The sequence below is a fragment of the Vibrio sp. Vb2131 genome, assembly GCF_033338535.1.
Lineage (GTDB): Bacteria > Pseudomonadota > Gammaproteobacteria > Enterobacterales > Vibrionaceae > Vibrio > Vibrio alginolyticus.
Genome location: NZ_JAWOSW010000034.1, coordinates 1 through 24014, shown reverse-complemented (window position 1 = coordinate 24014; position 24014 = coordinate 1). Strand labels below are relative to the sequence as shown.

The following is a 24014-nucleotide window of genomic DNA, read 5'->3' as shown; positions in this document are numbered from 1 at the left end:
AGTTCTTTTAGTTGTTGATTTCATAACACTCTCCAATTTTGGGGGTGGAAAGTGTCAACCTTATTTAGGACGGCACATGATCAAAAATTAAGACCCAAAACATCATACAAATTTTTTGTAGCAATGAAACAAAATGTCTGCTCGTGATTTAAACCATTGACCCTCAGACAACTTCTGATAGCATGGACATATAAACGTATGGACGTCTAAAGCAAAAATGGAGCTACAATGAAAAGTATTGGTCACTTAAAGAAACTAGCTTTGATTCTCACGGCAGTAGTCGGCTTAAGCGCTTGTGGAGAAAAAGATGACTCTGTCATTAAAGTGGGCGCGACAGTTGGACCACATGCACAAGTAGTCGAGGCGGTAGCGAAGGAGGCAGCGAAGCAAGGTTTGAATGTCGAAGTCATTGAGTTTTCTGACTACGTGACACCTAATGCCGCTCTTAGCGATGGTAGCATCGATATTAATAGCTATCAGCACCAGCCATTTTTAGACAACTTCAACAGTAGCCATAACGCCCAATTAGTATCAATTGGTCAGTCCATTCTTATGCGTATGGGGCTTTATTCCAATAAGTATCGCTCACTGCAAGAGCTTCCAAACAATGCACGTATAGCGCTTCCAAATGACCCTACCAACGGTGGTCGTGGTCTGTTGCTACTCGCCGATGCAGGTTTAATTGAGCTGAAACAGGGTGTTGGCCATAAAGCCGCCCTAACTGATATCACAAAAAACGCAAAATCATTTGAATTTGTCGAGGTAGATGCCGCTCAGCTACCAAGAACATTAGATGATGTGGACGCGGCTGCGATTACAATGAACTACGTAATGTCTTCTGGTTTAGATCCGAAGAAACAAAGTATCTATCTTGAAGCAAAAGACGCCCCATTAGCAGTCATGGTCATCGCCACTCGTGACGCAGACAAAAATAATGAAGCGTATAAAAAGTTCGTTTCTATTTATCAATCTCAAGCGATTCGTGATTATCTCGATCGCACTTTCAAAGGCACAATCGAAGCAGCTTTTTAATCAATAAAGCAGCGAATACTTTGCCCCACGAATCAGATAGAAAAGAGGCTAATGTTTTCTCATAGCCTCTTCTTTTCATTACTCACTAAATCGACTCATTGTCGACTTTCAGCCTCTAACTTCATTGCCAAATAAGCTTGATCAGCAGAAACCAATTCAGGGCGGTTAATCAACTTCCAGAGGAAGTATGGTGGGATTAAAAATACGATGAAGTAGAGAGATTCATGGAAAAAAACATCGGCTATCGTTTGCTGATGCTCCCAAAGTGCCGTCAGTGCGAAGAGCTCTAACATCACGCCTAATACGCCAAAGACGACAGAGACAACAATCGCTAAACCCAGTAGTTCTCTAACAAAGTGCTTGTATGCCATGATACTAATTCCTTCTAGCAATAAGTCATACTAACTTACGCTCATAAGAAACAAGTGAGCTTGATTATTATCAAACTCACCTCATCACTGTTAAGAACTTAGTTTTATAAAAAAGTACTTGTATATAGCGTCAGCGAAGACTGATTTCCCTATCACAGAGCATAGATACCTCTACAAATAGAAGGTGATGGAACGACCAACTATTGACTATATGAGCGCAACTTTAATCAGATAAGTAATATTGAACCGTCGATACCACTCGTACTTTCTTAATGTAAGGCGTGTTGCTGTCTCGGTCATAAATCGAGAACTGCCCTTGAGTTGCACGTTTGATCTTACCCAGTGAACTCTGTGAGTCTTTCGCAAATTTCTCAGCCACTTCACGCGCATTCTTAGTCGCTTCTTCGATCATGTCTGGCTTCACATCATTCAGCTTAGTAAAGCTGTACTCAACACGATTTGCATAAGGATCTTGGTTAAGCAAAACGCCTTGCTTTCCTAGCTCACCTATTTCATTGATTGCCGCTCGAACAACATCAACACTCTGGCTATAAACCGTAACGGTTCGCGAGGCCAAATAACGATACTCAATGTCTTGCTCGCTCCCATATTGCTGTGCTTTTCTGTCAATGACCGCTGGGGAAGAAAGGGAAACGCTGGTTTCAGGAAGCCCTTTGGCACTTAGAAAGTCCAAAATCAAACGGGTTTGCTGGTCAATTTCATCAAACATGGCTCCCATATCATTACTCGCTAGAGTAAATTGAATCGGCCAAATCACCGTATCAGCAGGATACTCACGCTCCGACAAACCTTTTACTGTCACGACTCTTTCATAGGCTCGGTATTTCACCGCCGTCTGCTGCATAAAATAGCCAAGTATGCCAAGACCAAGTATCAAACTTAGCCCAATCCAAAGTGCTGCTTTATTGGAAACTCGTTCCATTATTTCCCCCTGATAAATATCAACTTAGCTTAATCTTTGTTCTAGATAAGATAGCCTATCTCTTGTTTTAAGAGGGAGACATAACGCGAGTTTTGATTCATAGCACAGTGATATACCGTTTTCTTTAGTCAATAAAGCTTCATTGGTTTGTCACCAAAGGCTCATGCTTTTGCCTCTGAATTGTCATCTGTAATTTCTACTATCCAATCAGCAACTTGTACGCTGAGGTAAATATGGATAGTTCGACCCCTTTTCGTCTCCCACGTAAAACGCCGTTTGGCATTGGTGAAAACGTTGCTGAATGGGCAACCGGTTTAAACCAACTTGATAAGTTCTACGCCCAACGCCCCGTTAATGCCGATACCAAAACTTTTCTCCGCTTCACGCTGGATGTCTTAGGTATCGACTATCGTATTGCTCATGGTTCACTCGATTCAGTTCCCAAACAAGGTGCTACCGTCATTGTGGCGAACCATCCGCTTGGTTGTGTGGAAGGCGTGATCTTGGCTGAATTACTGTTGATGGTCAGAGACGATATCCAAATCCTAGCCAATCAATACCTGAAAACCGTGCCGGAGTTAGATCAGCTCTTTATTGGTGTCGATGTATTTGAAGGCAAAGACGCCGTCAAATCGAATATGAAAGCCCTGAGAGCGGCCAATAAACACCTCGCAAGTGGCGGCTTATTGCTTGTCTTTCCTGCCGGCGAGGTTTCCCAGTTAGTCGATGCCAAACAGCAACGCTTGGAAGACAAAGCGTGGAGTCGAAGCGTAAGCAGCCTAATCCGAAAAAACAAAGCCACGACAGTTCCAGTATTCATCAGTGGCCAGAACTCGAAACGCTTCTATATGGCAGGGAAAATCCATCCACTTTTGCGCACCCTACTGCTTGGGCGAGAACTGCTGAACAAACAGGCGCAAACCATCAACTTATCCTTTGGCCAAGCGATAAAATTTAAAGAGATCAACACGCTTAACGATGATCAAGTAGTGAACTATTTGCGGCTCAACACTTACTTGCTCAATCGTGAACCCCATTCAGTGAAGCCTTCTTCTTCATCAGAAATGCTCTCTCCAATAGCGGCAGGGTTACCCGTAGGCGAATTGCTTGAAGAGCTGAACGGCTTACCAAAAGAGTCCAAGCTGCTAACAAGTGGTGAGTTCGATGTCTACTGCACGGAGTCGCAGAATATCCCTTCCCTACTGCATGAAATTGGTCGCCTACGTGAGCTCAATTTTCGACAAGTTGGCGAAGGGACGGGACTAGCAATAGACATTGACCATTTCGATCATGATTACCTGCATCTGTTTGTGTGGGACAGAGAGAACCAATGCTTGGTGGGCGCGTATCGTTTAGGTCTGGTTGATCAACTGATTGAAAAGCGCGGCGTAGCAGGTCTGTATTCACGAACGTTGTTTAACTATGACCAACGCTTTATCGACCAAATGGGTAAATCCATCGAGATGGGGCGCTCAGTGATTGCGCAGCAATATCAAAAGAGCATGAGCGCGCTACTGCTGCTGTGGAAAGGCATCGCAACGTTCGTTCATCAAAACCCAGATTACACTCACCTATTTGGTCCGGTAAGCATTAGCAACGATTATAGCGATACTGCACGTCAATTACTGGCTCAATCAATGACACTGCACCACTACGACAACAACTGTGCAGAATACGTCACGCCTTCTAACCCACTTCCTGAGCACCACCGTGACTGGAATACCAGCATGCTCACCGCTCTGGGTGATTTACAGCTATTGTCACGTGTCATTGCCAGAATCGATGAAGGGAAAGGAGTGCCCGTTTTGCTGCGTCAGTACTTAAGCCTCAATGGCAAGCTGGTATGCTTCAACATCGACCCTGCATTCAATAACGCTCTAGATGGATTGATTATGGTGGATTTGCGCGATGTTCAAGAAAAGACGTTGGCAAGGTATATGGGACGCGAGCAAGCTCATGACTACCTCGTCTATCATACTAATAGCAACGATGATTAAGAACAGTGATTAAGTAGAGAGTTGGGAATCACAAGAAGAACCGTGTGGCGACTCTCTTTATTTACCCTTTCATCAACTAATTAGGCGTGCTCCGTGAAGTGCGCCGAAAAGACTCTCATAGATACAATCTATCGAAAGATCTAGATAGCATTTATCTCACCAATTCCGTCACAAACTTTCACAAAAAACAAAAACAAATCCAGGTCACACTTTAAATCCACCACAACTCAACACAAAACGTGACATTGATCATTACAAGTATTTAATTCGAATTTCAAAAAAAATCAAAAGTGATCAAAGTCACAAAGTATTTTAATTTTAAATTTGTCAGAAGATCGGATTGATCACTAAGATTTTTATTGACAGATTTGAAAGTGGCTTTTTGTTATTAAGTTACAAGTTAATAAGTTGAACTTGGTCACTTAAAAACCGTTTCTCAGCCTAAGAAATGCGGGCGTAGATCACGAAAAACCCGTTGTCAGTTCCAATTGGAAAATGTGTGGTAAATTGATTGGGTACTAAGCAATCAAACAAACGGTTTTGGCGAACCGTTTACTACAACAAGATTCATCAGAACATCGAACGGGGAATTGTTATGATATCACCAGATGCCAAGATCAAGATACAAAATTTTGGTCGTTTTCTGTCAAACATGGTAATGCCAAACATCGGCGCGTTTATCGCGTGGGGCTTTATCACTGCTCTATTTATCCCAACTGGATGGCTACCAAACGAAACGTTAGCCTCTATGGTTGGCCCAATGATTACCTACTTGCTGCCACTACTTATCGGTTACACCGGTGGTAAATTAGTTGGCGGCGATCGTGGTGCGGTAGTCGGTGCAATCACAACAATGGGTGTGATTGTCGGCACAGACATCCCAATGTTTATGGGGGCAATGATGGTCGGCCCAATGGGCGGCTGGGCTATCAAGAAATTCGATAACTACATCGATGGTAAAGTAAAAAGTGGCTTCGAGATGTTGGTTAACAACTTCTCTGCGGGCATCATCGGCATGCTATGTGCGATCCTTGCCTTCATCTTTATCGGTCCATTCGTAAAAATTCTTTCTGGTGGCTTGGCGGCTGGCGTTAACTTCCTAGTTTCTGCTCACCTACTACCACTGACTTCAATCTTCGTTGAACCTGCGAAGATCCTGTTCCTAAATAACGCGATCAACCACGGTATCTTCTCTCCACTGGGTATCCAACAAGCGTCTGAGACAGGTCAATCGATCTTCTTCCTAATCGAAGCAAACCCTGGTCCTGGTCTAGGTATCCTGCTAGCTTACATGGTGTTTGGTAAAGGTACGGCTCGTCAAACTGCAGGTGGTGCATCAATCATCCACTTCTTCGGCGGTATCCACGAGATTTACTTCCCATACATCCTAATGAACCCTCGCCTAATCCTTGCGGCTATCGCAGGTGGTATGACTGGCGTATTCGTTCTAACTATCTTTAACGCAGGTATCGTTTCTCCAGCATCACCAGGTTCAATCTTTGCAATCTTGTTGATGACTCAGAAAGGCTCAATCGTTGGTGTTCTAGCGTCTATCGCAGCAGCAACAGGCGTGTCATTCGCCGTAGCAGCACTGCTAATGAAGACTCAAACGTCAACAGAAGAAGACGGTGATGAAGCAGCACTAGAAAAAGCAACATCACAAATGAAAGACATGAAATCTGCATCTAAAAACGATGCGGTGGTAAACAACCAAAGCAAAGGTGACGTAGACCTAGCGACAGTACAAAGCATCATTGTCGCTTGTGATGCGGGCATGGGCTCGAGTGCAATGGGCGCGAGCATGCTACGCAAAAAGGTTCAAGACGCAGGTCTGAACATCCACGTAACCAACCTTGCCATTAACAGCTTACCAGAGAGTGCAGATATCGTGATTACTCATAAAGACTTAACGGATCGTGCACGTAAGCATGCTCCAAACGCACACCACATTTCATTGACTAACTTCCTAGACAGCGAGATGTACAACCAGCTAGTCACCAAACTACTAGCAGCGCAAAACCAATCCGCAGCCAATGACGACCAAATGGTAAAAGTTTCGCTCGTGGCAGCAAACGACGACAACTTCGAGCCACAGCAAACGTCGGTGTTCCAAATCCAGCGTGAAAACATTCACCTAGGTTTGAAAGCTGCCAACAAAGAAGAAGCGATTCGCTTCGCGGGCAACAAGTTGGTCGAACTTGGCTACGCAGAACCAGAATACGTAGACGCGATGTTTGAGCGTGAAGCATTGGTTTCTACTTACCTAGGCGAATCTATCGCAGTACCTCACGGCACGGTAGAAGCGAAAGACCGCGTGAAGAAAACCGGCATTGTAATCTGCCAATACCCATCGGGTATCCAATTTACTGAAGACGACGATGATGTAGCGAAACTGGTTATCGGCATTGCCGCTAAGAACGATGAGCACATCCAGGTGATTACCACCATTACGAACGCGCTCGATGAGCCGGAGGCAATTGAGAAGCTAACCAGCACCAACGATGTGGAAGAGATTCTGAACATCCTTGGCGGTCAACAAGCGGCTTAATTACCCCTTTAATTTGCTCCTGAGGCAAATGAGGTCAGCTGTCACCCCCTATGCGGTTGGCCTCCCCCTAGTTTCGTAAGTCAACATTTTAGACATTGGTAGGTAAGAATTATGAAAAACGCAGTTCATTTTGGCGCAGGTAACATTGGTCGTGGCTTCATCGGAAAACTCTTAGCAGATGCAGAAGTCGAGGTCACATTTGCAGACGTTGACGCTCCACTCGTCGACCAACTGAGTCACAAGCAAGAATACAAAGTAAAAGTGGTCGGTACTGAGTGCCAAATCGACACAGTAACTCACGTCACCGCGGTAAACTCAGCCAGTGAAGATGTCATCGACCGCATTGTAAAAACCGACTTGGTAACAACAGCGGTTGGCCCTAACGTACTGGACATCATTGCAAAAACCATCGCTACCGGCATTGCTAAACGCTTTGCAGCAGGTAACGATAAACCATTGAACATCATAGCGTGTGAAAACATGGTTCGTGGCACCACACACCTAAAAGGTGAAGTGTACAAACACTTGGATGAATCATTGCACGCAAAAGCAGACGAGTTGGTTGGCTTTGTCGATTCAGCGGTAGACCGCATCGTGCCACCAGCAGAAGCAGCGAACGATGACCCACTAGAAGTGACGGTAGAAAGCTTTAGCGAATGGATTGTGGATGAGCAGCAATTCAAGGGCGAAATACCTGACATCGCAGGCATGGAAAGAACCAACAACCTAATGGCATTTGTAGAACGCAAGCTGTTCATTCTCAATACAGGCCATTGCATTACCGCTTACCTAGGTTGCTTGAAAGGCCATCGTACCATTCGTGAAGCAATTGAAGACCCAAGCATTCACGCTGAAGTAAAACAGGCGATGCAAGAGAGTGGTGAAGTGCTGATCAAACGCTACGGCTTCGACCGTGACATGCACAACGCCTACATCGAGAAGATTTTAGGACGCTTTGCCAACCCATACTTAGTGGATGAGGTGGATCGCGTAGGTCGTCAACCAATTCGAAAATTGGGTGCAAACGATAGATTAGTGAAGCCTTTACTCGGTACAATTGAGTATGGCACTGAAAATCAAACACTTTTGAAAGGCATTGCCGCTGCGTTGAAGTACACTAACGACACTGACCCACAAGCCGTAGAGCTACAAAACTCATTAAAAGAAGTGGGAGTGAAGAAGACGCTAGCGACATACACAGGTCTTGCAGAAGACAGCGATGAAGTGGCTCAAATCGAGACACTTTACAACCAACTTTGATTTACCTAGGGGAGCTCGGCTCCCCTTCTATGTCCTTCTCTGCTTGAAGAGTTGGGATAGCTAATAATTAGAAATGTATTCAGTATATGGCAGATAACATCAACGAAACCGAGATCATTGAGCGATTAAACAGCGCACCATCGGTACGAGGCTTTTTCATTGCAGCAGTCGACGTTTTTAACGATTCGATCGACGGGTTAGTGCAAAGAATCTTTCGTAAAGATAACTTCGCTGTTCAATCGGTTGTCGGTCCGCTGCTACAAGACTCTGGACCGCTGGGCGATCTGTCTGTTCGTTTGAAGTTATTGTTTGGCTTGGGAGTGCTCCCCGATGACATTTACCACGACATCGAAGACATCATCAAACTCAAAAACCAACTCAATAGTGACGCTTCAGATTACGAATTCACTGACCCGAATATTCTAGAACCAATTAAGAAACTGCACTTGGTGAAGAAAATGGGCATGGTGCAACTGGAAGTCAGCGAACCAGATGACGACATCGACCTTGAGTTTTATCAGCTACAACTGCAACGTCAACAACAAATCATTAAGTCAGGGCTCTCACTTGCCATTGTCGAGATTTGCAATGAGCTCGGCAAAGACAGCCCTTTTTAATCGAAAAACTGGCAAGGAAGCCTCCTCAACTCGCCCCTCTTTTTGCACATTCTTCTATACAACGTGCGTGAAAGCCATCACAGTCCATATTCCGATGTCTCTGTAACATCAGACCAATCTATCGCTAGTATTGAAACGGGATCGCATGCTTTCAATCGAAGACACTAAAACTAAGTGGGAGTTTTTCCAGAAACACCACTGGGTATCTCCAGAATTTTCCCGCACTCCCGTCCTCGAGTCGTGGGAGCGTTGCATAAAGCAATGCAGCCCTTACACCTGGTCAAAGCCACATATTGCCTCTGGATTTACCTTCTCATCTCTGATGAAACGCAACGAGCACCTCATCGAATGCGCCACGACCGTACTTGAAGACACTTACGACATGCTAGGGGACGAAGACCTGCTATTGATGGTAACCGATGGCAACGGCTGTATTCTCTCCACCGTCGGGCACGACTCTATGCGACAAGAGATGCAAACGCTCGGCATAAAACAAGGCTGTTTTCTCTCCGAAGGAAAGATAGGCACAAATGCAGTCAATCTCTGTATCAATACTCATATCCCGTGTGAAGTTTTTGCTGCCGAACATTTCAATCGCCACTTGCACTCTTATGCCTCTGTAGCTGCGCCTGTTTTTGACCAATTTGGAAAATTACGCGGTACAACATGCCTTTTCAGAAAAGCGGAAAGCTATAAGAAAGAAGACTTAGTCATCATCGCGTCGAGCGCGAAAGAAGTCAGCTTGCAAATCCACATTCAGTCGGAACAAGAAAACATGAACCGCCTCACTTGTGCGCATAACGCAACGTTAGAGTGCATGGATGACGGCCTTCTAGCGTGGGATGAAGAAAATCGCATCACCATGGTAAATCACCAGTCCGAGCGTTTGTTAAACATTGAAGCCAGTCAGGTCTTGGATAAAGAAGTCTTTTCTGTTTTGCGCTTCCCACCGAATGTCCTTACTAGTATTGAGTCAGGTGCGAGCATAAACCGTAAACTCACAACGGTAGAGGTTCGTGGCGAGTTTGTTGAGGCGATCATCACCTTGCGTCCACTCAACGACGGCACACACTTATTGTTCTTGCACCCTATCGATAAAATTCGCGAACTTGCTCAACAACAAATAGGTGGCAGTGCGCGCTATACGTTCAGCACTTTGCCCGTCATTTCACGAAAAATGAAGCATGTCATTACCGTGGCAAAACGGGCCATAAAGTCAAAATCACCGATTCTAATTACAGGTGAAGAAGGCGTAGGAAAAGCCACTCTCGCCATGGCGATTCATAACGAAAGCGCCTACAAAGAAGGACCATTCATTACGCTCAACTGCCGCTCCATCAATACAGAGCAACTGGTCAAAGAAACCCTGGGGTACGACGAAGGGCAAGGCATGCCTTCAAAGTTTGAGCTCGCCCATGGCGGTACGCTCTTTTTAGAAAAGGTGGAATATCTGTCGCCCGATTTACAAGCCGTGCTACTTAAGTTGTTAAAAACTGGGCTCGTCAGCCGCAGCGACAGTTTGCGATTGATCCCCGTAGATTTTCAACTTATTACCAGCACCGCTTCAGAGATCAGCGAGTATGTCACTCAGCGCTCATTTGGTCGGCAACTTTATTATGAAATCTCCTCGAACGAGCTGCATATTCCACCACTACGAAAGCGTAAAGAAGACATTGAATTTCTCGTCCAGCAGCTTATCAGCCATTACGAACGCCGCCACAATGTGACGATCTCGATAGAGCCAGTCGCACTGGAAGCGTTGATGAATTTTCGTTGGTCAGGCAATAACTCCGAATTAAGAAATCGAACTGAGCGAATTTTGCTTAACCGCAGTTCCAACTTAATCAAGCTGAACGATATTCCTGAAGACATTAAACTGAATTCTCGCCATACCGCAGAAAATACGCCAGTAATCACGTTAGAAGAAGCCGAGAGAAGAGCGATTGTTCAGGCTTGGAATCAGTGTGATGGCAAAATGCATGATATGGCGAAAGCATTGCAAATTGGCCGCACGACCTTATGGAGAAAAATTAATAAGTTTGGGCTGCAGGAGCAAATGAAGCTGTATTAAGTCGTGAATTGGCGTTCCTATAACAAAAGTAAAACCGGCGTAAGCACGCCGGTACAGGTGTACTAACGATAAGGTATCGATTAAACATCGACAGACAACTGACGAATCTGCGCTTTTAGTCCCGGTAGCATGCTCGAACTGGCGCTGAATTTTCGCAACCCCACGCGGAGCAATGTTTCTGTGGCATTTGGATCGCCAGCCATCTCACCACACATACTAACCGGTATGCCCGCGCGATCGCCTGCTGCACACGTGAGCTCAATGGCTTTTAGTACCGATGGTTCAAAGTAGTTCACCAATTCAGCAACAGCAGCGTTACCTCGATCGGCGGCCATAACATATTGAGTCAAATCATTGGTGCCGATAGAGAAAAAGTCGACTTCTCGAGCTAACGCATCAGCATTCAACACCGCGGCTGGCACCTCAATCATAATACCAACGCGCAAATGAGTCGCATCCAAGCCGAGTTGGTTTGCTTGATGCGCCAACAGCACTTTTACTTTTCTCACTTCTTCAACCTGAGCCACCATCGGTATCATCAATTGAATATTCGGTTGCTCGTGAAAGGCTCTCAGAATGGCTCGAAGTTGAGCGGTAAACAATGACTCATGTTGAAGACACAACCGCACCCCTCTCAAACCTAAAAATGGATTATCTTCTGCTGGCATAGGATAAGCGGCTAAAGGCTTGTCACCGCCAACATCTAGACTACGAATCGTAAGTGGCTTATCACCAAGTGCGGCAGCAATATCACGATACACTTGATATTGCGCTTCCTCAGTCGGCAACTCATCACTGTTTTGAAATAGAAACTCAGTCCGAAATAGACCAACGCCCTCAGCCCCCGATGTTAGTGCATCATCAATATCTTTCGGTCCACCAATATTGGCGAATACTTGAATATGGACACCATCACAGGTGACTGCGGCTTGCTGAGCACTCGCTAATGCACGTTGTCGGATGCTTTGCCACTCAATTTGCTGAGCTTCTAATTCCTGCTGTACGGCATCTGAAGGAGAGAACCATAAATGCCCTCGGAAGCCATCAATAGTCACCACTTGACCAGCACGCACAGCATCAAGGCAGCCCTGAGCTTTAACGATGGCAGGAATCCCCATCGCACGAGCAAGAATCGCACTGTGAGAGGTTTTCCCTCCCTCACTCAAACAGATACCAAGCACTTTCGATTTATCAAGCCCGGCCACATCAGAAGGCATCAGGTCGCGGGCCAACAAAATACTCGGTTCCTGAATGTCGATGGCATTAGGCGTTACGCCTGTCATTTCGACCATAACTTGGCGTGCGATATCATGTACATCTGCTTCGCGTTCCCGCATGTACTGACTTTCTGCCTGGCGAAACTCTTCGGCCAACGTTTGCAGTGATTCTACCCAAGCTTGCTCGGCTATCATGCCCGTTTGAATTCGCGACTCGACCGATGCCCATAATTCTGGGTCACTGAGCATCATGCTATGAGCAGCAAATATTTCCCCTTTCGGCTGCTTCGCTTGCTCCTGCAAATGTTGAACAACCACGCCTATCGCACGCTTAACCCGTTCAATTTCATCTTGTTCACTTTGGAAATCACGTTCAGGCACTGCTGGCATTTCATGAGTAAAAAGGACAGCAGGAGCAGTAGCGATACCGTCATTGACTCGAATACCAACAACAGCACCTTCAATCTGATTTGAGGCCATGCCATCGAGCAGAGTATCTGAACTTTCTTCAGGTTCGATAATGCCTTGCTCAACCGCCTCTTTTTCTCCGAAGTGCTCATAAGCTAAGGCTTCAAATGCCTTGATTGCTTCACTGGATTGAGAGCCGAGTGCGCACAGCGTGATCGTCTCTTGGCTACGAACGCCAAGTTTCGCAATGCTGTTTAAGCTTTTCGCGTTCACACGGCGCTCGCCTTTTTTCAACCATAATTGGCAGTCAAAAGGCGCGAGTGCACCAACAATGGCCGCAGCGGGACGAGCATGTAATCCATGCGGATTTTGCACTACCCAATCAAATGTCCATTCTTGCTCAAAGTTCTCTGATACTGGCGCTATCTCAGCGGATGTTAGTGGCAGATCACCAAGGTGCTCTTGTTTTACGCTTAACGCATTCTGTGCCTCTTCGACTACCGTCGATAAAGGCAGTCCGGCGGCGGCAGCCACCGACGCCGCCATGGTTCCTTCAACAATAGGTGCCGAGATAAGGGTGACATTTTCCCTCACATGATCATCAATCAGATCCAGAGCCATTTCCGTGCTAAGCAACGCGCTGCCAAGATCCATCAACACAACAACCCCTTGTTGATCTTGTACCTGCTCAATCGCTTCCATCACGGCAATGGCATCGGTTCCGATCGGGTTCTCTGGATCATCAATCCCAGCAGCAATCGCAAGCTTGGCTTTGCCTTGCGTCATTTGGGAGGCAAGTTCTGCCACCCCTTCGGCAAGTCGACGACTATGAGATACAACTACAATTCCCACCATCTTAATTACCTGCTATTGCCTGCTGTAGTGCTTTAATCATTAACAAAGAAGAGGTTGCACCGGGATCTTGGTGACCAATACTGCGTTCACCTAAATAGCTTGCTCGCCCTTTTTTCGCCAACATTTCAATCGTGGCAACCGCGTTCGTTTCTGCTAGCTCAACCATTTCATTAAGTAAGTGATCGGCGCTCATGCCATTTTCTAACGACGCCTTCACGCTAACTAAAACGGGTAACCAAACATCACACATGGTTTTATCACCCAGCTCTGCTTTACCACGAGACACCACGCCATCCACACCGCTTTTTAGTGCATCCACTAACTCTTCAAACGTTAATTGCTCTCGAGTTCCGACAGCGGCAGCCGTACGAATAAACAGCGTGCCATACAGCGGGCCACTTGCCCCACCGACACTAGAAAGCAAGGTCATACCCGTATTCTTGAGAATGCTGCCGATATTTTGGTCCGCAAATTGCGGCAGTTTTTCAGCAACTTTTTTAAAGCCACGGTTCATATTGAGACCGTGGTCGGCGTCACCAATATCACGATCAAGGTCGGTCAGAAAATCTTGATTCTCTTGATACGTTTTTGCACATAACTCTAGCCAGTGAACGATATGTTGTTTTTCAATTTGCATGTTTGCTCTCCCCTGTTACCACTTGATCGCGGCCGTATCGACAGGAGCATCAAACAGCTCCAACATCTCTTTGTCTGCCTTTAGCAACGTAATCGAAACGCCTTCCATATCGAGTGACGTACAGAAGTTACCAACCATATTACGCACGATACGGAACCCTGCTTGCTCGCAGTTATGAGCCAGACGACGGTACACTCCGTAAAGCTCTGAAGTTGGCGTACCACCCATACCATTCACCATCACGATGTAGTCGTGTTCAGCGGCGAAAGGCTCAATGCTGGATTCCACTTCATCCCATTCACCTTCGTCACGATTCCAAATACGCAATGTGCGCTGATAAGGTGTGTTTTCAGCAACTTCAGCAAACATTTCATCCACTAACGTATCGACATCGGTGTATTTCACTCGCTTGATACCTGGTTCACCATGGATACCAACACCAAACTCCACTTCATCATCTTCCAGAACAAAAGATGGTTTACCTGCTGCGGGTACAACACAAGCATTAAGCGCCACGCCAAATGAACGACAGTGGTTATTAACGCGACGAGCCAGCGCTTCACATTGCTCCAACGAATAACCTTTGTTCGCGGCAGCCCCAACTAACTTTTCAACCAATACCGTTCCAGCAACGCCACGGCGACCAGCGGTGTATAGGCTGTCTTTGACTGCAACATCGTCATCCACCAACACCGACCCAACTTTGATACCATCGGTATGAAGCAGCTCCACAGCCGTTTCAAAGTTCAACACATCACCGGTGTAGTTTTTAATGATAAACAGCACGCCCTCACCGGTATTCACTTGGTTGCCACATTCGTACATTTGATCAGGCGTAGGTGAAGTAAATACCTCTCCTGGGCAGGCGCCTGTCAGCATGCCTTTACCAATAAAACCTGCGTGCAAAGGTTCATGACCACAGCCACCACCAGAAACCAGTGCCACTTGCCCCGGAGTTTCCTCATGCCACATGTAACGAGGTTCGTAGTTCGCTTTTAGCTCAGGGCGGGACAATGCCAGACCTTCCATTTGCTGCAATACAACATCATCAACTTGGTTAATTAACTTTTTCATCGTTCTATCTCATTCCATTTATATTTTTATGTAGGGTATGAATTCATCTTAAACAGAGAAAAAGCGTGCTCAACAAAAATCAATCTGTTTCATATTGAAACAAAAACTTCGGCATTTTTGTTTCAATATGAAACGTAAAACGACAAATTGTCCTGAATAGTGATCGTCGCCATAAAGCATGCTGATGCTTATTACTTCTGACAGTCGGTTTGACACAGAGGTCATAAAAGCATGGAACAAAACCAGAGATATCCTTCACCACTTACCACACCAAACCTAATATAAACCTTATCCCTACAATGGATATTCATTGCAGTCCAAAACACACATAAAAAAGGTTAAAGGTTTGAATTATGGACAAAATTATTATCAGCCCAAGCAAATACGTCCAAGGTGAACAAGTACTTACATCTATCGCTCACTATGTAAAAACATTGGGTGAACGTCCGTTAGTAATTGCCGATGAGTTCGTGACTAACCTGGTTGGTGATGACGTCAAGCAAAGTTTTGCTGACGAAAAGCTTCCACTCACTATGAACATTTTTGGTGGCGAATGTTCGCGCGTTGAGATTGAACGCATCACGGACATTTGTGCCACTCAGAAACACGATGTCATTGTCGGTATTGGTGGTGGTAAAACGTTAGATACAGCAAAGGCTGTTGCGTTTTACACCAAAATTCCTGTCGTGGTGGTTCCTACGATTGCCTCGACTGATGCGCCAACCTCAGCGCTTGCGGTGATATACACACCTGAAGGTGAATTTGCAGAATATTTGATGATCCCTAAAAACCCAGACATGGTCATCATGGATACGTCAGTCATCGCCAAAGCCCCTGTTCGCTTACTTGTATCGGGGATGGGCGACGCGCTTTCCACCTACTTTGAAGCTCGTGCCAACATGACTTCTGGTAAGGCAACAATGGCTGGTGGGTTAGCGACGCGTTCAGCACAAGCGCTTGCGAAACTTTGCTATGAAACCTTGCTTGAAGATGGTGTAAAAGCAAAAGCTGCGGTAGAAAATGGTGTGAGCACCAAAGCGGTAGAAAACATTATTGAAGCCAATACATACCTGAGCGGTATCGGTTTTGAAAGCAGTGGTCTAGCGGGTGCTCACGCTATTCATAACGGCCTAACTAAGCTTGAAGAGTGTCATCATCTCTATCATGGTGAGAAAGTCGCGTTCGGCACACTAGTTCAGCTGGTATTAGAAAACGCAGCGATGGAAGAGATTAATACGGTTCTTGCATTCTGCCGCTCTGTAGGTCTACCAACCAACTTATTTGATATGGGCGTTAAAGAGCTTAACCACGCTAAGTTGCGCGAGGTCGCCGAAGCCTCAACGGCCGAGGGAGAAACCATCCACAATATGCCATTCCCAGTGACGGCAGAAAATGTCTACTCTGCAATTCTAACCGCTCACCAGTTGGGTCAATAACTCACCCCCTTAAAGTGGGCTTAAATAAAAAAGCGGCACATACTCTCGCATGTGCCGCTTGGATTTTTGCTGTTAAGCGCAATTACTCAACCGTTACCGCTTTCGCCAGGTTACGTGGTTGGTCTACGTCCGTACCTTTGATCAGTGCTACGTAGTAAGACAGCAATTGCATTGGGATGGTGTAGTAGATCGCCGCCGTGATTTCACTAACGTGAGGCATCGTGATGATCTTCATTGTTTCATCGCCTTCGAAGCCTGCGTCTGCATCTGCGAATACATACAGAAGACCGCCACGCGCACGTACTTCCTCAACGTTTGATTTTAGCTTTTCAAGTAGGTCGTTGCTTGGTGCAACCACAACAACAGGCATGTCAGCATCAATCAGCGCAAGAGGACCGTGTTTCAGTTCACCCGCCGCGTACGCTTCTGCGTGGATGTACGAGATCTCTTTCAGTTTTAGAGACGCTTCCATCGCGATTGGGTAGAACTCGCCACGGCCTAGGAACAATGTGTGGTGCTTGTCTGCAAAATCCGTTGCTAGTGCTTCAATTTCTTTCTCGAAAGAAAGTGCCGCGTTGATTTGCTTAGGAAGTGCGTGTAGCGCTTCAACAATCTCTTTTTCTTTCTCTTTGCTGATGCGACCTTGCTCTTTACCCAGTGCTGTTACCAGCATAAGTAGTGCAGAAAGCTGAGTCGTGAACGCTTTGGTTGAAGCCACACCGATTTCAACACCAGCGCGAGTCATGAACGCAAAATCTGATTCACGAACCAGAGAAGAGCCTGCTACGTTACAAATGGTCATCGCCGCCATGTAACCTTTCTCTTTTGCTAGGCGAAGTGCTGCTAACGTATCTGCAGTTTCACCAGACTGAGACAACGTAATAAGAAGGCTGTTTGGACGAGTCACAAACTTGCGGTAACGGAATTCAGACGCAATTTCTACATCACAGCTAACGCCTGCAATGTCTTCAAACCAGTAACGTGCCGTCATACCTGCGTTGTAAGACGTACCACACGCCACGATTTGTACGTGTTCTACTTTGCTTAGAATGTCTGCCGCGTGCACACCGATCGCGTCTGTCACAACAGAATCTGACGTGATACGACCTTCCATTGTGTTGATCAACGCTTTAGGTTGCTCATAGATTTCTTTTTGCATGAAGTGACGGTATTGGCCTTTATCACCTGCATCATGCTCTGCATTAGATTCAACAATTTCACGCTCAACTGGCTCACCCGTTGCATCAAACACAGTGACTTCACGGCGAGTAATTTCTGCTACGTCACCTTCTTCTAGGTACATGAAACGGCGCGTAACGTTAAGTAATGCAAGTTGGTCAGACGCTAGGAAGTTTTCACCTACACCAAAACCGATCACGATCGGGCTGCCTGAACGCGCTACTACGATGCGTGAAGGATCTTTGCGATCCAACGCTACCGTGCCGTATGCGCCTTCAAGTTGTTTTGCTGTTTTTTGTACCGCTTCTAATAGCGTTTCTGAAGTACGAAGTTCCCACTCAACCATGTGTGCGATAACTTCTGTATCCGTTTGCGATTCAAACACGTAGCCACGAGATTGAAGCAGCTCACGCAGCTCTTCATGGTTTTCGATGATGCCGTTATGGACCACTGCGATATCACCAGACATGTGTGGGTGAGCGTTGATTTCAGAAGGTTCACCGTGCGTCGCCCAACGAGTGTGCGCAATACCAGTTCCGCCGATCACTTTTGCTTCTTCTACTGCATCAGCCAATTCTTGTACTTTACCCAAGCGACGAACGCGCGTTAGGTTTGATTCGCCATCAACAACCGCAACGCCAGCAGAGTCGTAACCGCGGTACTCTAAGCGGCGTAGACCTTCAACCAAAATTTCTGCAACATCTCGTTGTGCTACTGCACCTACGATTCCACACATGTGTTTATCTCCGTTTGTAGTTTTGTTCTTCCCTAGCCATGATTTCAAATAGAGGCAGCAAGCAAAGGCCTTTATCCAGAGGGAAGTGAAATATGAAACTGATTACATTATTAGGCGCAAATGACTTTCACGCCATATTGTTCAATCTGTACTTTATGCTCTGCTTGGATATCTGCATCGGTCACCAACACATCAACTTGATGCCAAGCGAGCTCTAAGTTTGGGATCTTACGGCCGATTTTTTCGGACTCGATCATTACGATCACTTCACGTGACGCTTCTGCCATTACCTTACTTAAGCCAACCAACTCATTAAATGTCGTGGTTCCACGCTCGAGATCAATGCCATCCGCACCGATGAATAGTTGGTCAAAGTCGTAAGCTCGTAATACAGATTCGGCCACTTTGCCTTGAAAGGACTCTGAGTGCGTATCCCAAGTACCGCCAGTCATCAGCAGTGTCGGTTCGCTCTCTAATTCATTAAGAGCGTTAGCAACATGCAACGAGTTGGTCATGACCACTAAGCCACGTTTGTCATTCAACTGTTGAATCAGCGCGGCAGTCGTGCTGCCACTGTCGATCACGATGCGATTATGATCGCGAATCAATGATGCTGCTGCTTTTGCTAAGCTTAACTTTCGAGTCGAAACATTAGCGCCCAATTCTTCGTGAATGACTTCCTTTGGGATAGCAATCGCACCGCCATAGCGGCGTAGAAGTTGGCCGTTTTTCTCTAAAGAAGCTAAATCCTTTCTAATCGTGACCTCTGAGGTTTCGAATTTCTGAGCAAGTTCATCAACGCTGACTTCTCCTAGTTCAGAAACCAAGTTAGAAATGGCGTGTCTTCTTAATTGAGTGTTTCGTTTCGACATTTAAGTTTTGATTTTAAGTTTCGATGTGAAACTTATTATAGTCAAACCGAAACTTTCAAGTCCATTTATTTCGATCCAAAAAATTAATATTTCTCGATAAAACCTTGTCCTAAGACAATTCTTAAACAGTGATATTGGATTCATTCAGTGGTAGAATTCGCCACCGAAAAGAAAAAAAATTACAGAATTGAAGGCTATTTTTTTGCAACTTTCTGCATATAAAGTGGGATTAGTCACAAAAAGGTAACCAAAATCGCCGATCTTTTAGTCATAAAATGACTAAACTTGGTGAAAGACTTTCAGAATCTGAAGTTCTAATAATGAGACGAAAAATCGGTGGGTGACAGGTACTAAATGTCATCAAAAACGTCCTGACTTCAGAGTAAATAACCGACTTTCAAATTGTAACTATACTTACCGGAGAGTATCTTCCATGAAAAAGACCAAAATCGTATGTACGATTGGCCCTAAAACAGAATCTGTAGAGAAGCTAACTGAACTAGTTAACGCAGGCATGAACGTAATGCGCCTTAACTTCTCTCACGGTGACTACGAAGAACACGGCACTCGTATCGCGAACTTCCGTAAAGTAATGGAAGCTACTGGCAAACCACTAGCAATTCTTCTAGATACTAAAGGTCCAGAAATCCGCACTATCAAGCTAGAAGGCGGTAACGATGTTGATCTAGTAGCAGGTCAAGAATTCACTTTCACAACTGACACTTCAGTTGTAGGTAACAAAGATAAAGTTGCAGTAACTTACGCTGGTTTCGCAGCAGACCTAAACGTAGGTAACACTATCCTAGTAGACGACGGTCTAATCGAGATGGAAGTTATCTCTAAGACGGAAACTGAAGTTAAATGTAAAGTTCTTAACAACGGTGCACTAGGCGAAAACAAAGGTGTTAACCTTCCTGGCGTTTCTGTAAACCTACCTGCACTATCTGAAAAAGATAAGAACGACCTTAAATTTGGTTGTGAGCAAGGCGTTGACTTCGTAGCAGCTTCTTTCATCCGTAAAGCGTCTGACGTTCAAGAAATCCGTGAAGTACTTGCTGCAAACGGCGGCGAGAACATCCACATCATCTCTAAGATCGAAAACCAAGAAGGTGTTGATAACTTCGATGAGATCCTAGAACTTTCTGACGGCATCATGGTTGCTCGTGGCGACCTAGGTGTTGAAATCCCAGCTGAAGAAGTAATCTTCGCTCAGAAAATGATGATCGAGAAGTGTAACCGTGCACGTAAGATGGTTATCACAGCAACTCAAATGCTTGATTCTATGATCAACAACCCACGTCCTACTCGTGCGGAAGCAGGCGACGTTGCTAACGCGGTAATGGACGGTACTGACGCAGTAATGCTTTCTGGTGAAACGGCGAAAGGTAAATACCCTGTTGAAGCGGTAACTATCATGGCTCAAATCGCGAACCGTACTGACTCAGCGCTAAAAGCTGAACTAGGTTCTCGTCTAGACAGCCCACGCCTACGCATCACTGAAGCAGTATGTAAAGGTGCAGTAGACACAGCTGAGAAACTAGCTGCTCCACTTATCGTTGTTGCAACTGAAGGCGGTAAGTCTGCACGTTCAGTACGTAAGTACTTCCCAACTGCAAACATTCTAGCGCTAACAACTAACAAGAAAACTGCTGCACAGCTAGTTCTAACTAAAGGTGTTACTCCTGTAGTTGTTGATTCAATCGAAAGCACTGACGCATTCTACGTAGCGGGTAAAGAACTTGCTCTAGAATCAGGTCTAGGTAACAAAGGCGATATCGTTGTTATGGTTTCTGGCGCTCTAGTTGCTTCAGGCACTACGAACACAGCTTCTGTACACGTGCTATAAGACTGAACTTTTAACACTTCAGTTTCTTGAGAAGGAGGGCTTATGCCCTCCTTTTTTATATGGCTTTCTTGCTCTCATAATAGGCTAATTGTATTATTTACCTCTATCAGAATTTCGTACTGTTTAATTTTATCGTCACGATTAAAGTTTCTATGAGGTGTATGTGTCTAGTCCCACTCTTACCGACAAAGTATTAAGAATGATCCGTCAGGATATTCTCGATGGCGAGCTTAAACCAGGTCAAAAACTCGTGGTTGCCGAACTCAAAGAGAAGTACAACGTAGGAGCGTCACCCATTCGAGAAGCATTGGTGCAATTATCTTGGAGCAAATACGTCAAACTCGAGCCGCAAAAAGGCTGCTGGGTTGCACCTGTATGTAAAGATGAGTTACATGACTTGTACGAAAGCCTGCAAATGGTCTCCGCATGCTTACTCAGTAAGGCAATTATGATTGGCGATGAAAAATGGGAACTGGATGTACTAACTGCTTATCACAAGTTATCCCGAGTAAAACCTGGCGAAAGCTTTTGTTGGAGGGAATGGGAAGAGCGCCAAAATCAGTTTCTTACTGCGCTGTTTGAAGGTGCTGGCTCTGTCAATATGTTTGGGTTTTTCCGCGATCTACTCACGCAAATTAAACGCTACCAATACTTCGCGATGCAGATTTTAGGCACAGGGAACCCTGGGCACTGTAATCTCGATGAGCAAGAAATACTGATGAAGGCATCGCTAGACAAAAAGAGTCAGGATGCTTTAGGTTATCTAGAGCGTTATTTGAGACAGTCAATACAGTGTATCGAAGCCGCCATCGACAACCAATGTCGCATACTGGCTAGCGAATAACGCTGAGACTAAAAAGCGGGGGTCTATCCCCGTTTTTTCGTTTTTGTAAAAGCACTAAGCAATATCATCATAACTATGACACAGCGATACGCAGTTACGCCCTGCACTTTTTGACTCATACAAAGCAATATCAGCACATTTATACGTTCTTGTACGATCAGAGGTTAAATCACTATACCCAGCACTGACAGTAATGCCTCTATCACTACGCATTTGAACCGCGACACGTAGCCTGTTCAATACAATTTCAGCCTCTTCTAGTGTTGTATGCGGCATGATCACTGCAAATTCCTCACCACCGACACGAGATACAAAGTCTGTGCTGCGGACTTCTTCTAGGAGGGTTTCTGCGACACTACAAATCACCTTGTCTCCTTCGTCGTGGCCTAGCTCGTCATTAATACGTTTAAAGTGGTCAATATCAAACAACGCCAAACAAGCAGGAGGGCTATCAGGATAGCGTTCAATAATCCCCGCATATTGCGCCAATTGCTCTTCAAATTTTCGGCGGTTCCACAACCCCGTCAAGCCATCTTTTTCGCTTAGGTTTCGTAATTTTTCTTCTAACTCTTTTTGCCCAGAGATATCCACCAGCGACGTAATGTAATAACTCACTTTACCTGACTTGGTTAAATTCGCCTGAATACGCATTATTGCAGTAAAGACTTGATTAAACTTAGTTCGACAACGAATCTCCCCTTCCCATACGTGTTCACTCTTCAGTGTTTTCCAGATACTCAGGTTTGCTTCGAGATCTTCAGGTAAGAGAATTAAATGATGTGCACTCCAACCTTGGGCATGCTTGGTTGAGTAACCCATCATGTTTTCAAACTCTTGATTAACCATGATGATTCTATGTGAAGCATCCGAGATCATCACCGCAGTCATACCATCAAGAGCAGCTCGAGCCAACTTCGATTCCATACTATGACGCCGATAATGCAGAGCAAGGGCTGCCGTCGGCAAAGTGAAGCCGAGCACCAAACTTAAAACAAAAAACGCTTCTTGGATTAAGTCATCAATATCCCTCTGAGCTCGGGATAATAACTGCTCATTGGTAAGATCAATAACCAGATGAAGAGGTTCGCTAGAAACAAACTGGATGGTGCGATACGCGACCAAATTCGAACCATTGTAAGCATAGCCCGAATCTTTTGAATTTAAACTACGCCAAATGTTTGGGTACATCCGGCCAAAATTAAATTGAGAGCGAGCGGGAATTATATGGCCATACAAACGAGCTGATTTAGGGCTATCAATGTAAAATCCGTCACTCTTAATCAGCTCAATATGGAAATCAAGCACTGACGAATAGTTGAGTCGAGAGGATAAATAGTCAATATCAACATTAAGCACAAGATACCCTTCGCGCTTTCCGTTAAGCGAAATAGGCATCAAAATACGCAGTGACGGGCTATAGGGATAGACTAACTCGCCATACTCTCGTTCTAAACCTATCCCCCACGAAGCGATTTCGCCATCGTCTAAGTTCTTAGCGAATTGAAAGTAATCTCGCTCTGACTTATTTTGCAATTTGATCGCGGGCAACGCAGCGCCTGTTTCAATCTCATAATTAATCCTAACTTTTTCTCGACCAGAAACATCAAGAAAGCGAATTTGCTTATACAACTTTTGATTGATTGCGACCGAGATCCACATGTCTTCTAAGATGGAACGGTTCACCCGGTTAGGTTGGCGCAGATATTCATACAGACTTTGGCTGTGACCAAGTAGGTCACTGATCGTTTCGATTTGATCCTGAATATTGCTGTATTCACGGCCAGTATAGGCCAATTGATGTAACGCTTCTTGAGCGGTGTTCTCAACATTGTTTTCTAACAACGTCAGATATTTCTGATAGTAGTAAGCGGCAGTGAGTGCACTAAAAAATAGTGCTGTCGCCAATAAGGTGCCGACTCGCTTAGGTACTTTCACACGTCTAATGCCTATCATGCTTACTAAAACGACAATTATATCATTAATTGTTATTTTCTAAGTAAATTACCACCTTCTAAAGAAGGTGGCTTTGTGTGAGCCCCCTAAAAGGGGGCCTTTGTTTAGTCCAGCGCCA

General features: G+C 45.3%; 17 protein-coding genes. 9 read left to right on the top strand and 8 right to left on the bottom strand.

Annotation, left to right across the window (positions count from 1 at the left end; all coding sequences use genetic code 11):
- Positions 1 to 228: 228 nt before the first annotated feature.
- Positions 229 to 1032, top strand: coding sequence for a MetQ/NlpA family ABC transporter substrate-binding protein (locus R7E38_RS22370; RefSeq protein WP_017633488.1), 804 nt, complete (start codon positions 229 to 231; stop codon positions 1030 to 1032).
- Between the two features lie 95 nt (positions 1033 to 1127).
- On the opposite strand, the gene R7E38_RS22365 is transcribed toward R7E38_RS22370, so the two are convergent.
- Together R7E38_RS22365 and R7E38_RS22360 are read right to left on the bottom strand one after the other, a co-directional pair.
- Complete coding sequence (locus R7E38_RS22365) at positions 1128 to 1403, bottom strand: hypothetical protein (RefSeq protein WP_005379716.1); 276 nt, start codon at positions 1401 to 1403, stop codon at positions 1128 to 1130.
- A 223-nt stretch (positions 1404 to 1626) separates the two neighbouring features.
- Complete coding sequence (locus tag R7E38_RS22360; protein WP_005379714.1) at positions 1627 to 2346, bottom strand: SIMPL domain-containing protein; 720 nt, start codon at positions 2344 to 2346, stop codon at positions 1627 to 1629.
- Between the two features lie 233 nt (positions 2347 to 2579).
- Between R7E38_RS22360 and R7E38_RS22355 the strand changes: the two genes are divergently transcribed.
- From R7E38_RS22355 to dhaR, 5 genes are all read left to right on the top strand, one after another.
- Positions 2580 to 4343 (top strand): lysophospholipid acyltransferase family protein, encoded by a 1764-nt coding sequence (locus tag R7E38_RS22355; RefSeq protein WP_226083704.1) that lies wholly within the window; start codon positions 2580 to 2582, stop codon positions 4341 to 4343.
- A gap of 595 nt (positions 4344 to 4938) precedes the next feature.
- On the top strand, positions 4939 to 6891 hold the full coding sequence (locus R7E38_RS22350) for a PTS mannitol transporter subunit IICBA (protein WP_213885591.1): 1953 nt from the start codon (positions 4939 to 4941) through the stop codon (positions 6889 to 6891).
- Positions 6892 to 7002: 111 nt separating this feature from the next.
- Positions 7003 to 8151 carry a mannitol-1-phosphate 5-dehydrogenase gene (locus R7E38_RS22345; RefSeq protein ID WP_226083705.1) on the top strand — a complete coding sequence of 383 codons (1149 nt, stop codon included), beginning with the start codon at positions 7003 to 7005 and terminating at the stop codon, positions 8149 to 8151.
- 86 nt (positions 8152 to 8237) lie between these two features.
- Positions 8238 to 8768 carry an MltR family transcriptional regulator gene (locus tag R7E38_RS22340; protein ID WP_005379708.1) on the top strand — a complete coding sequence of 177 codons (531 nt, stop codon included), beginning with the start codon at positions 8238 to 8240 and terminating at the stop codon, positions 8766 to 8768.
- Positions 8769 to 8913: 145 nt separating this feature from the next.
- On the top strand, positions 8914 to 10839 hold the full coding sequence (gene dhaR, locus R7E38_RS22335) for a dihydroxyacetone kinase operon transcriptional regulator DhaR (RefSeq protein WP_054728466.1): 1926 nt from the start codon (positions 8914 to 8916) through the stop codon (positions 10837 to 10839).
- 80 nt (positions 10840 to 10919) lie between these two features.
- Here dhaR and ptsP read toward each other — a convergent pair whose 3' ends face one another.
- Genes ptsP through dhaK form a run of 3 tightly spaced genes read right to left on the bottom strand, consistent with a single transcriptional unit; the run spans position 10920 to position 15030 of the window.
- Complete coding sequence (ptsP, locus tag R7E38_RS22330) at positions 10920 to 13319, bottom strand: phosphoenolpyruvate--protein phosphotransferase (RefSeq protein ID WP_226083706.1); 2400 nt, start codon at positions 13317 to 13319, stop codon at positions 10920 to 10922.
- Position 13320: 1 nt separating this feature from the next.
- Positions 13321 to 13956, bottom strand: a complete 636-nt coding sequence (dhaL, locus tag R7E38_RS22325) for a dihydroxyacetone kinase subunit DhaL (RefSeq protein ID WP_005379705.1) — start codon at positions 13954 to 13956, stop codon at positions 13321 to 13323.
- A 15-nt stretch (positions 13957 to 13971) separates the two neighbouring features.
- Positions 13972 to 15030 (bottom strand): dihydroxyacetone kinase subunit DhaK, encoded by a 1059-nt coding sequence (dhaK, locus tag R7E38_RS22320; RefSeq protein WP_005383055.1) that lies wholly within the window; start codon positions 15028 to 15030, stop codon positions 13972 to 13974.
- 353 nt (positions 15031 to 15383) lie between these two features.
- Between dhaK and R7E38_RS22315 the strand changes: the two genes are divergently transcribed.
- On the top strand, positions 15384 to 16466 hold the full coding sequence (locus R7E38_RS22315) for a glycerol dehydrogenase (protein ID WP_005379703.1): 1083 nt from the start codon (positions 15384 to 15386) through the stop codon (positions 16464 to 16466).
- Between the two features lie 82 nt (positions 16467 to 16548).
- Here R7E38_RS22315 and glmS read toward each other — a convergent pair whose 3' ends face one another.
- Positions 16549 to 18381 carry a glutamine--fructose-6-phosphate transaminase (isomerizing) gene (glmS, locus tag R7E38_RS22310; RefSeq protein ID WP_005379702.1) on the bottom strand — a complete coding sequence of 611 codons (1833 nt, stop codon included), beginning with the start codon at positions 18379 to 18381 and terminating at the stop codon, positions 16549 to 16551.
- Between the two features lie 110 nt (positions 18382 to 18491).
- Positions 18492 to 19253, bottom strand: coding sequence for a DeoR/GlpR family DNA-binding transcription regulator (locus R7E38_RS22305; RefSeq protein WP_318082112.1), 762 nt, complete (start codon positions 19251 to 19253; stop codon positions 18492 to 18494).
- A 433-nt stretch (positions 19254 to 19686) separates the two neighbouring features.
- Between R7E38_RS22305 and pykF the strand changes: the two genes are divergently transcribed.
- Positions 19687 to 21099, top strand: coding sequence for a pyruvate kinase PykF (pykF, locus tag R7E38_RS22300; protein ID WP_005392243.1), 1413 nt, complete (start codon positions 19687 to 19689; stop codon positions 21097 to 21099).
- Between the two features lie 157 nt (positions 21100 to 21256).
- Positions 21257 to 21943, top strand: a complete 687-nt coding sequence (locus tag R7E38_RS22295; protein ID WP_080659233.1) for a GntR family transcriptional regulator — start codon at positions 21257 to 21259, stop codon at positions 21941 to 21943.
- Positions 21944 to 21997: 54 nt separating this feature from the next.
- Here R7E38_RS22295 and R7E38_RS22290 read toward each other — a convergent pair whose 3' ends face one another.
- Complete coding sequence (locus R7E38_RS22290) at positions 21998 to 23878, bottom strand: GGDEF domain-containing protein (protein WP_005379698.1); 1881 nt, start codon at positions 23876 to 23878, stop codon at positions 21998 to 22000.
- Positions 23879 to 24014: the final 136 nt, after the last annotated feature.

Coding starts and splice junctions, on each gene's coding strand:
- pykF (WP_005392243.1), top strand. CDS start 19,687: ATGAAAAAGACCAAAATCGTATGTACGATTGGCCCTAAAACAGAATCT.
- R7E38_RS22360 (WP_005379714.1), bottom strand. CDS start 2,346: ATGGAACGAGTTTCCAATAAAGCAGCACTTTGGATTGGGCTAAGTTTG.
- R7E38_RS22345 (WP_226083705.1), top strand. CDS start 7,003: ATGAAAAACGCAGTTCATTTTGGCGCAGGTAACATTGGTCGTGGCTTC.
- dhaK (WP_005383055.1), bottom strand. CDS start 15,030: ATGAAAAAGTTAATTAACCAAGTTGATGATGTTGTATTGCAGCAAATG.
- R7E38_RS22355 (WP_226083704.1), top strand. CDS start 2,580: ATGGATAGTTCGACCCCTTTTCGTCTCCCACGTAAAACGCCGTTTGGC.
- R7E38_RS22340 (WP_005379708.1), top strand. CDS start 8,238: ATGGCAGATAACATCAACGAAACCGAGATCATTGAGCGATTAAACAGC.
- dhaL (WP_005379705.1), bottom strand. CDS start 13,956: ATGCAAATTGAAAAACAACATATCGTTCACTGGCTAGAGTTATGTGCA.
- R7E38_RS22370 (WP_017633488.1), top strand. CDS start 229: ATGAAAAGTATTGGTCACTTAAAGAAACTAGCTTTGATTCTCACGGCA.
- dhaR (WP_054728466.1), top strand. CDS start 8,914: ATGCTTTCAATCGAAGACACTAAAACTAAGTGGGAGTTTTTCCAGAAA.
- R7E38_RS22350 (WP_213885591.1), top strand. CDS start 4,939: ATGATATCACCAGATGCCAAGATCAAGATACAAAATTTTGGTCGTTTT.
- R7E38_RS22365 (WP_005379716.1), bottom strand. CDS start 1,403: ATGGCATACAAGCACTTTGTTAGAGAACTACTGGGTTTAGCGATTGTT.
- glmS (WP_005379702.1), bottom strand. CDS start 18,381: ATGTGTGGAATCGTAGGTGCAGTAGCACAACGAGATGTTGCAGAAATT.
- R7E38_RS22315 (WP_005379703.1), top strand. CDS start 15,384: ATGGACAAAATTATTATCAGCCCAAGCAAATACGTCCAAGGTGAACAA.
- R7E38_RS22305 (WP_318082112.1), bottom strand. CDS start 19,253: ATGTCGAAACGAAACACTCAATTAAGAAGACACGCCATTTCTAACTTG.
- ptsP (WP_226083706.1), bottom strand. CDS start 13,319: ATGGTGGGAATTGTAGTTGTATCTCATAGTCGTCGACTTGCCGAAGGG.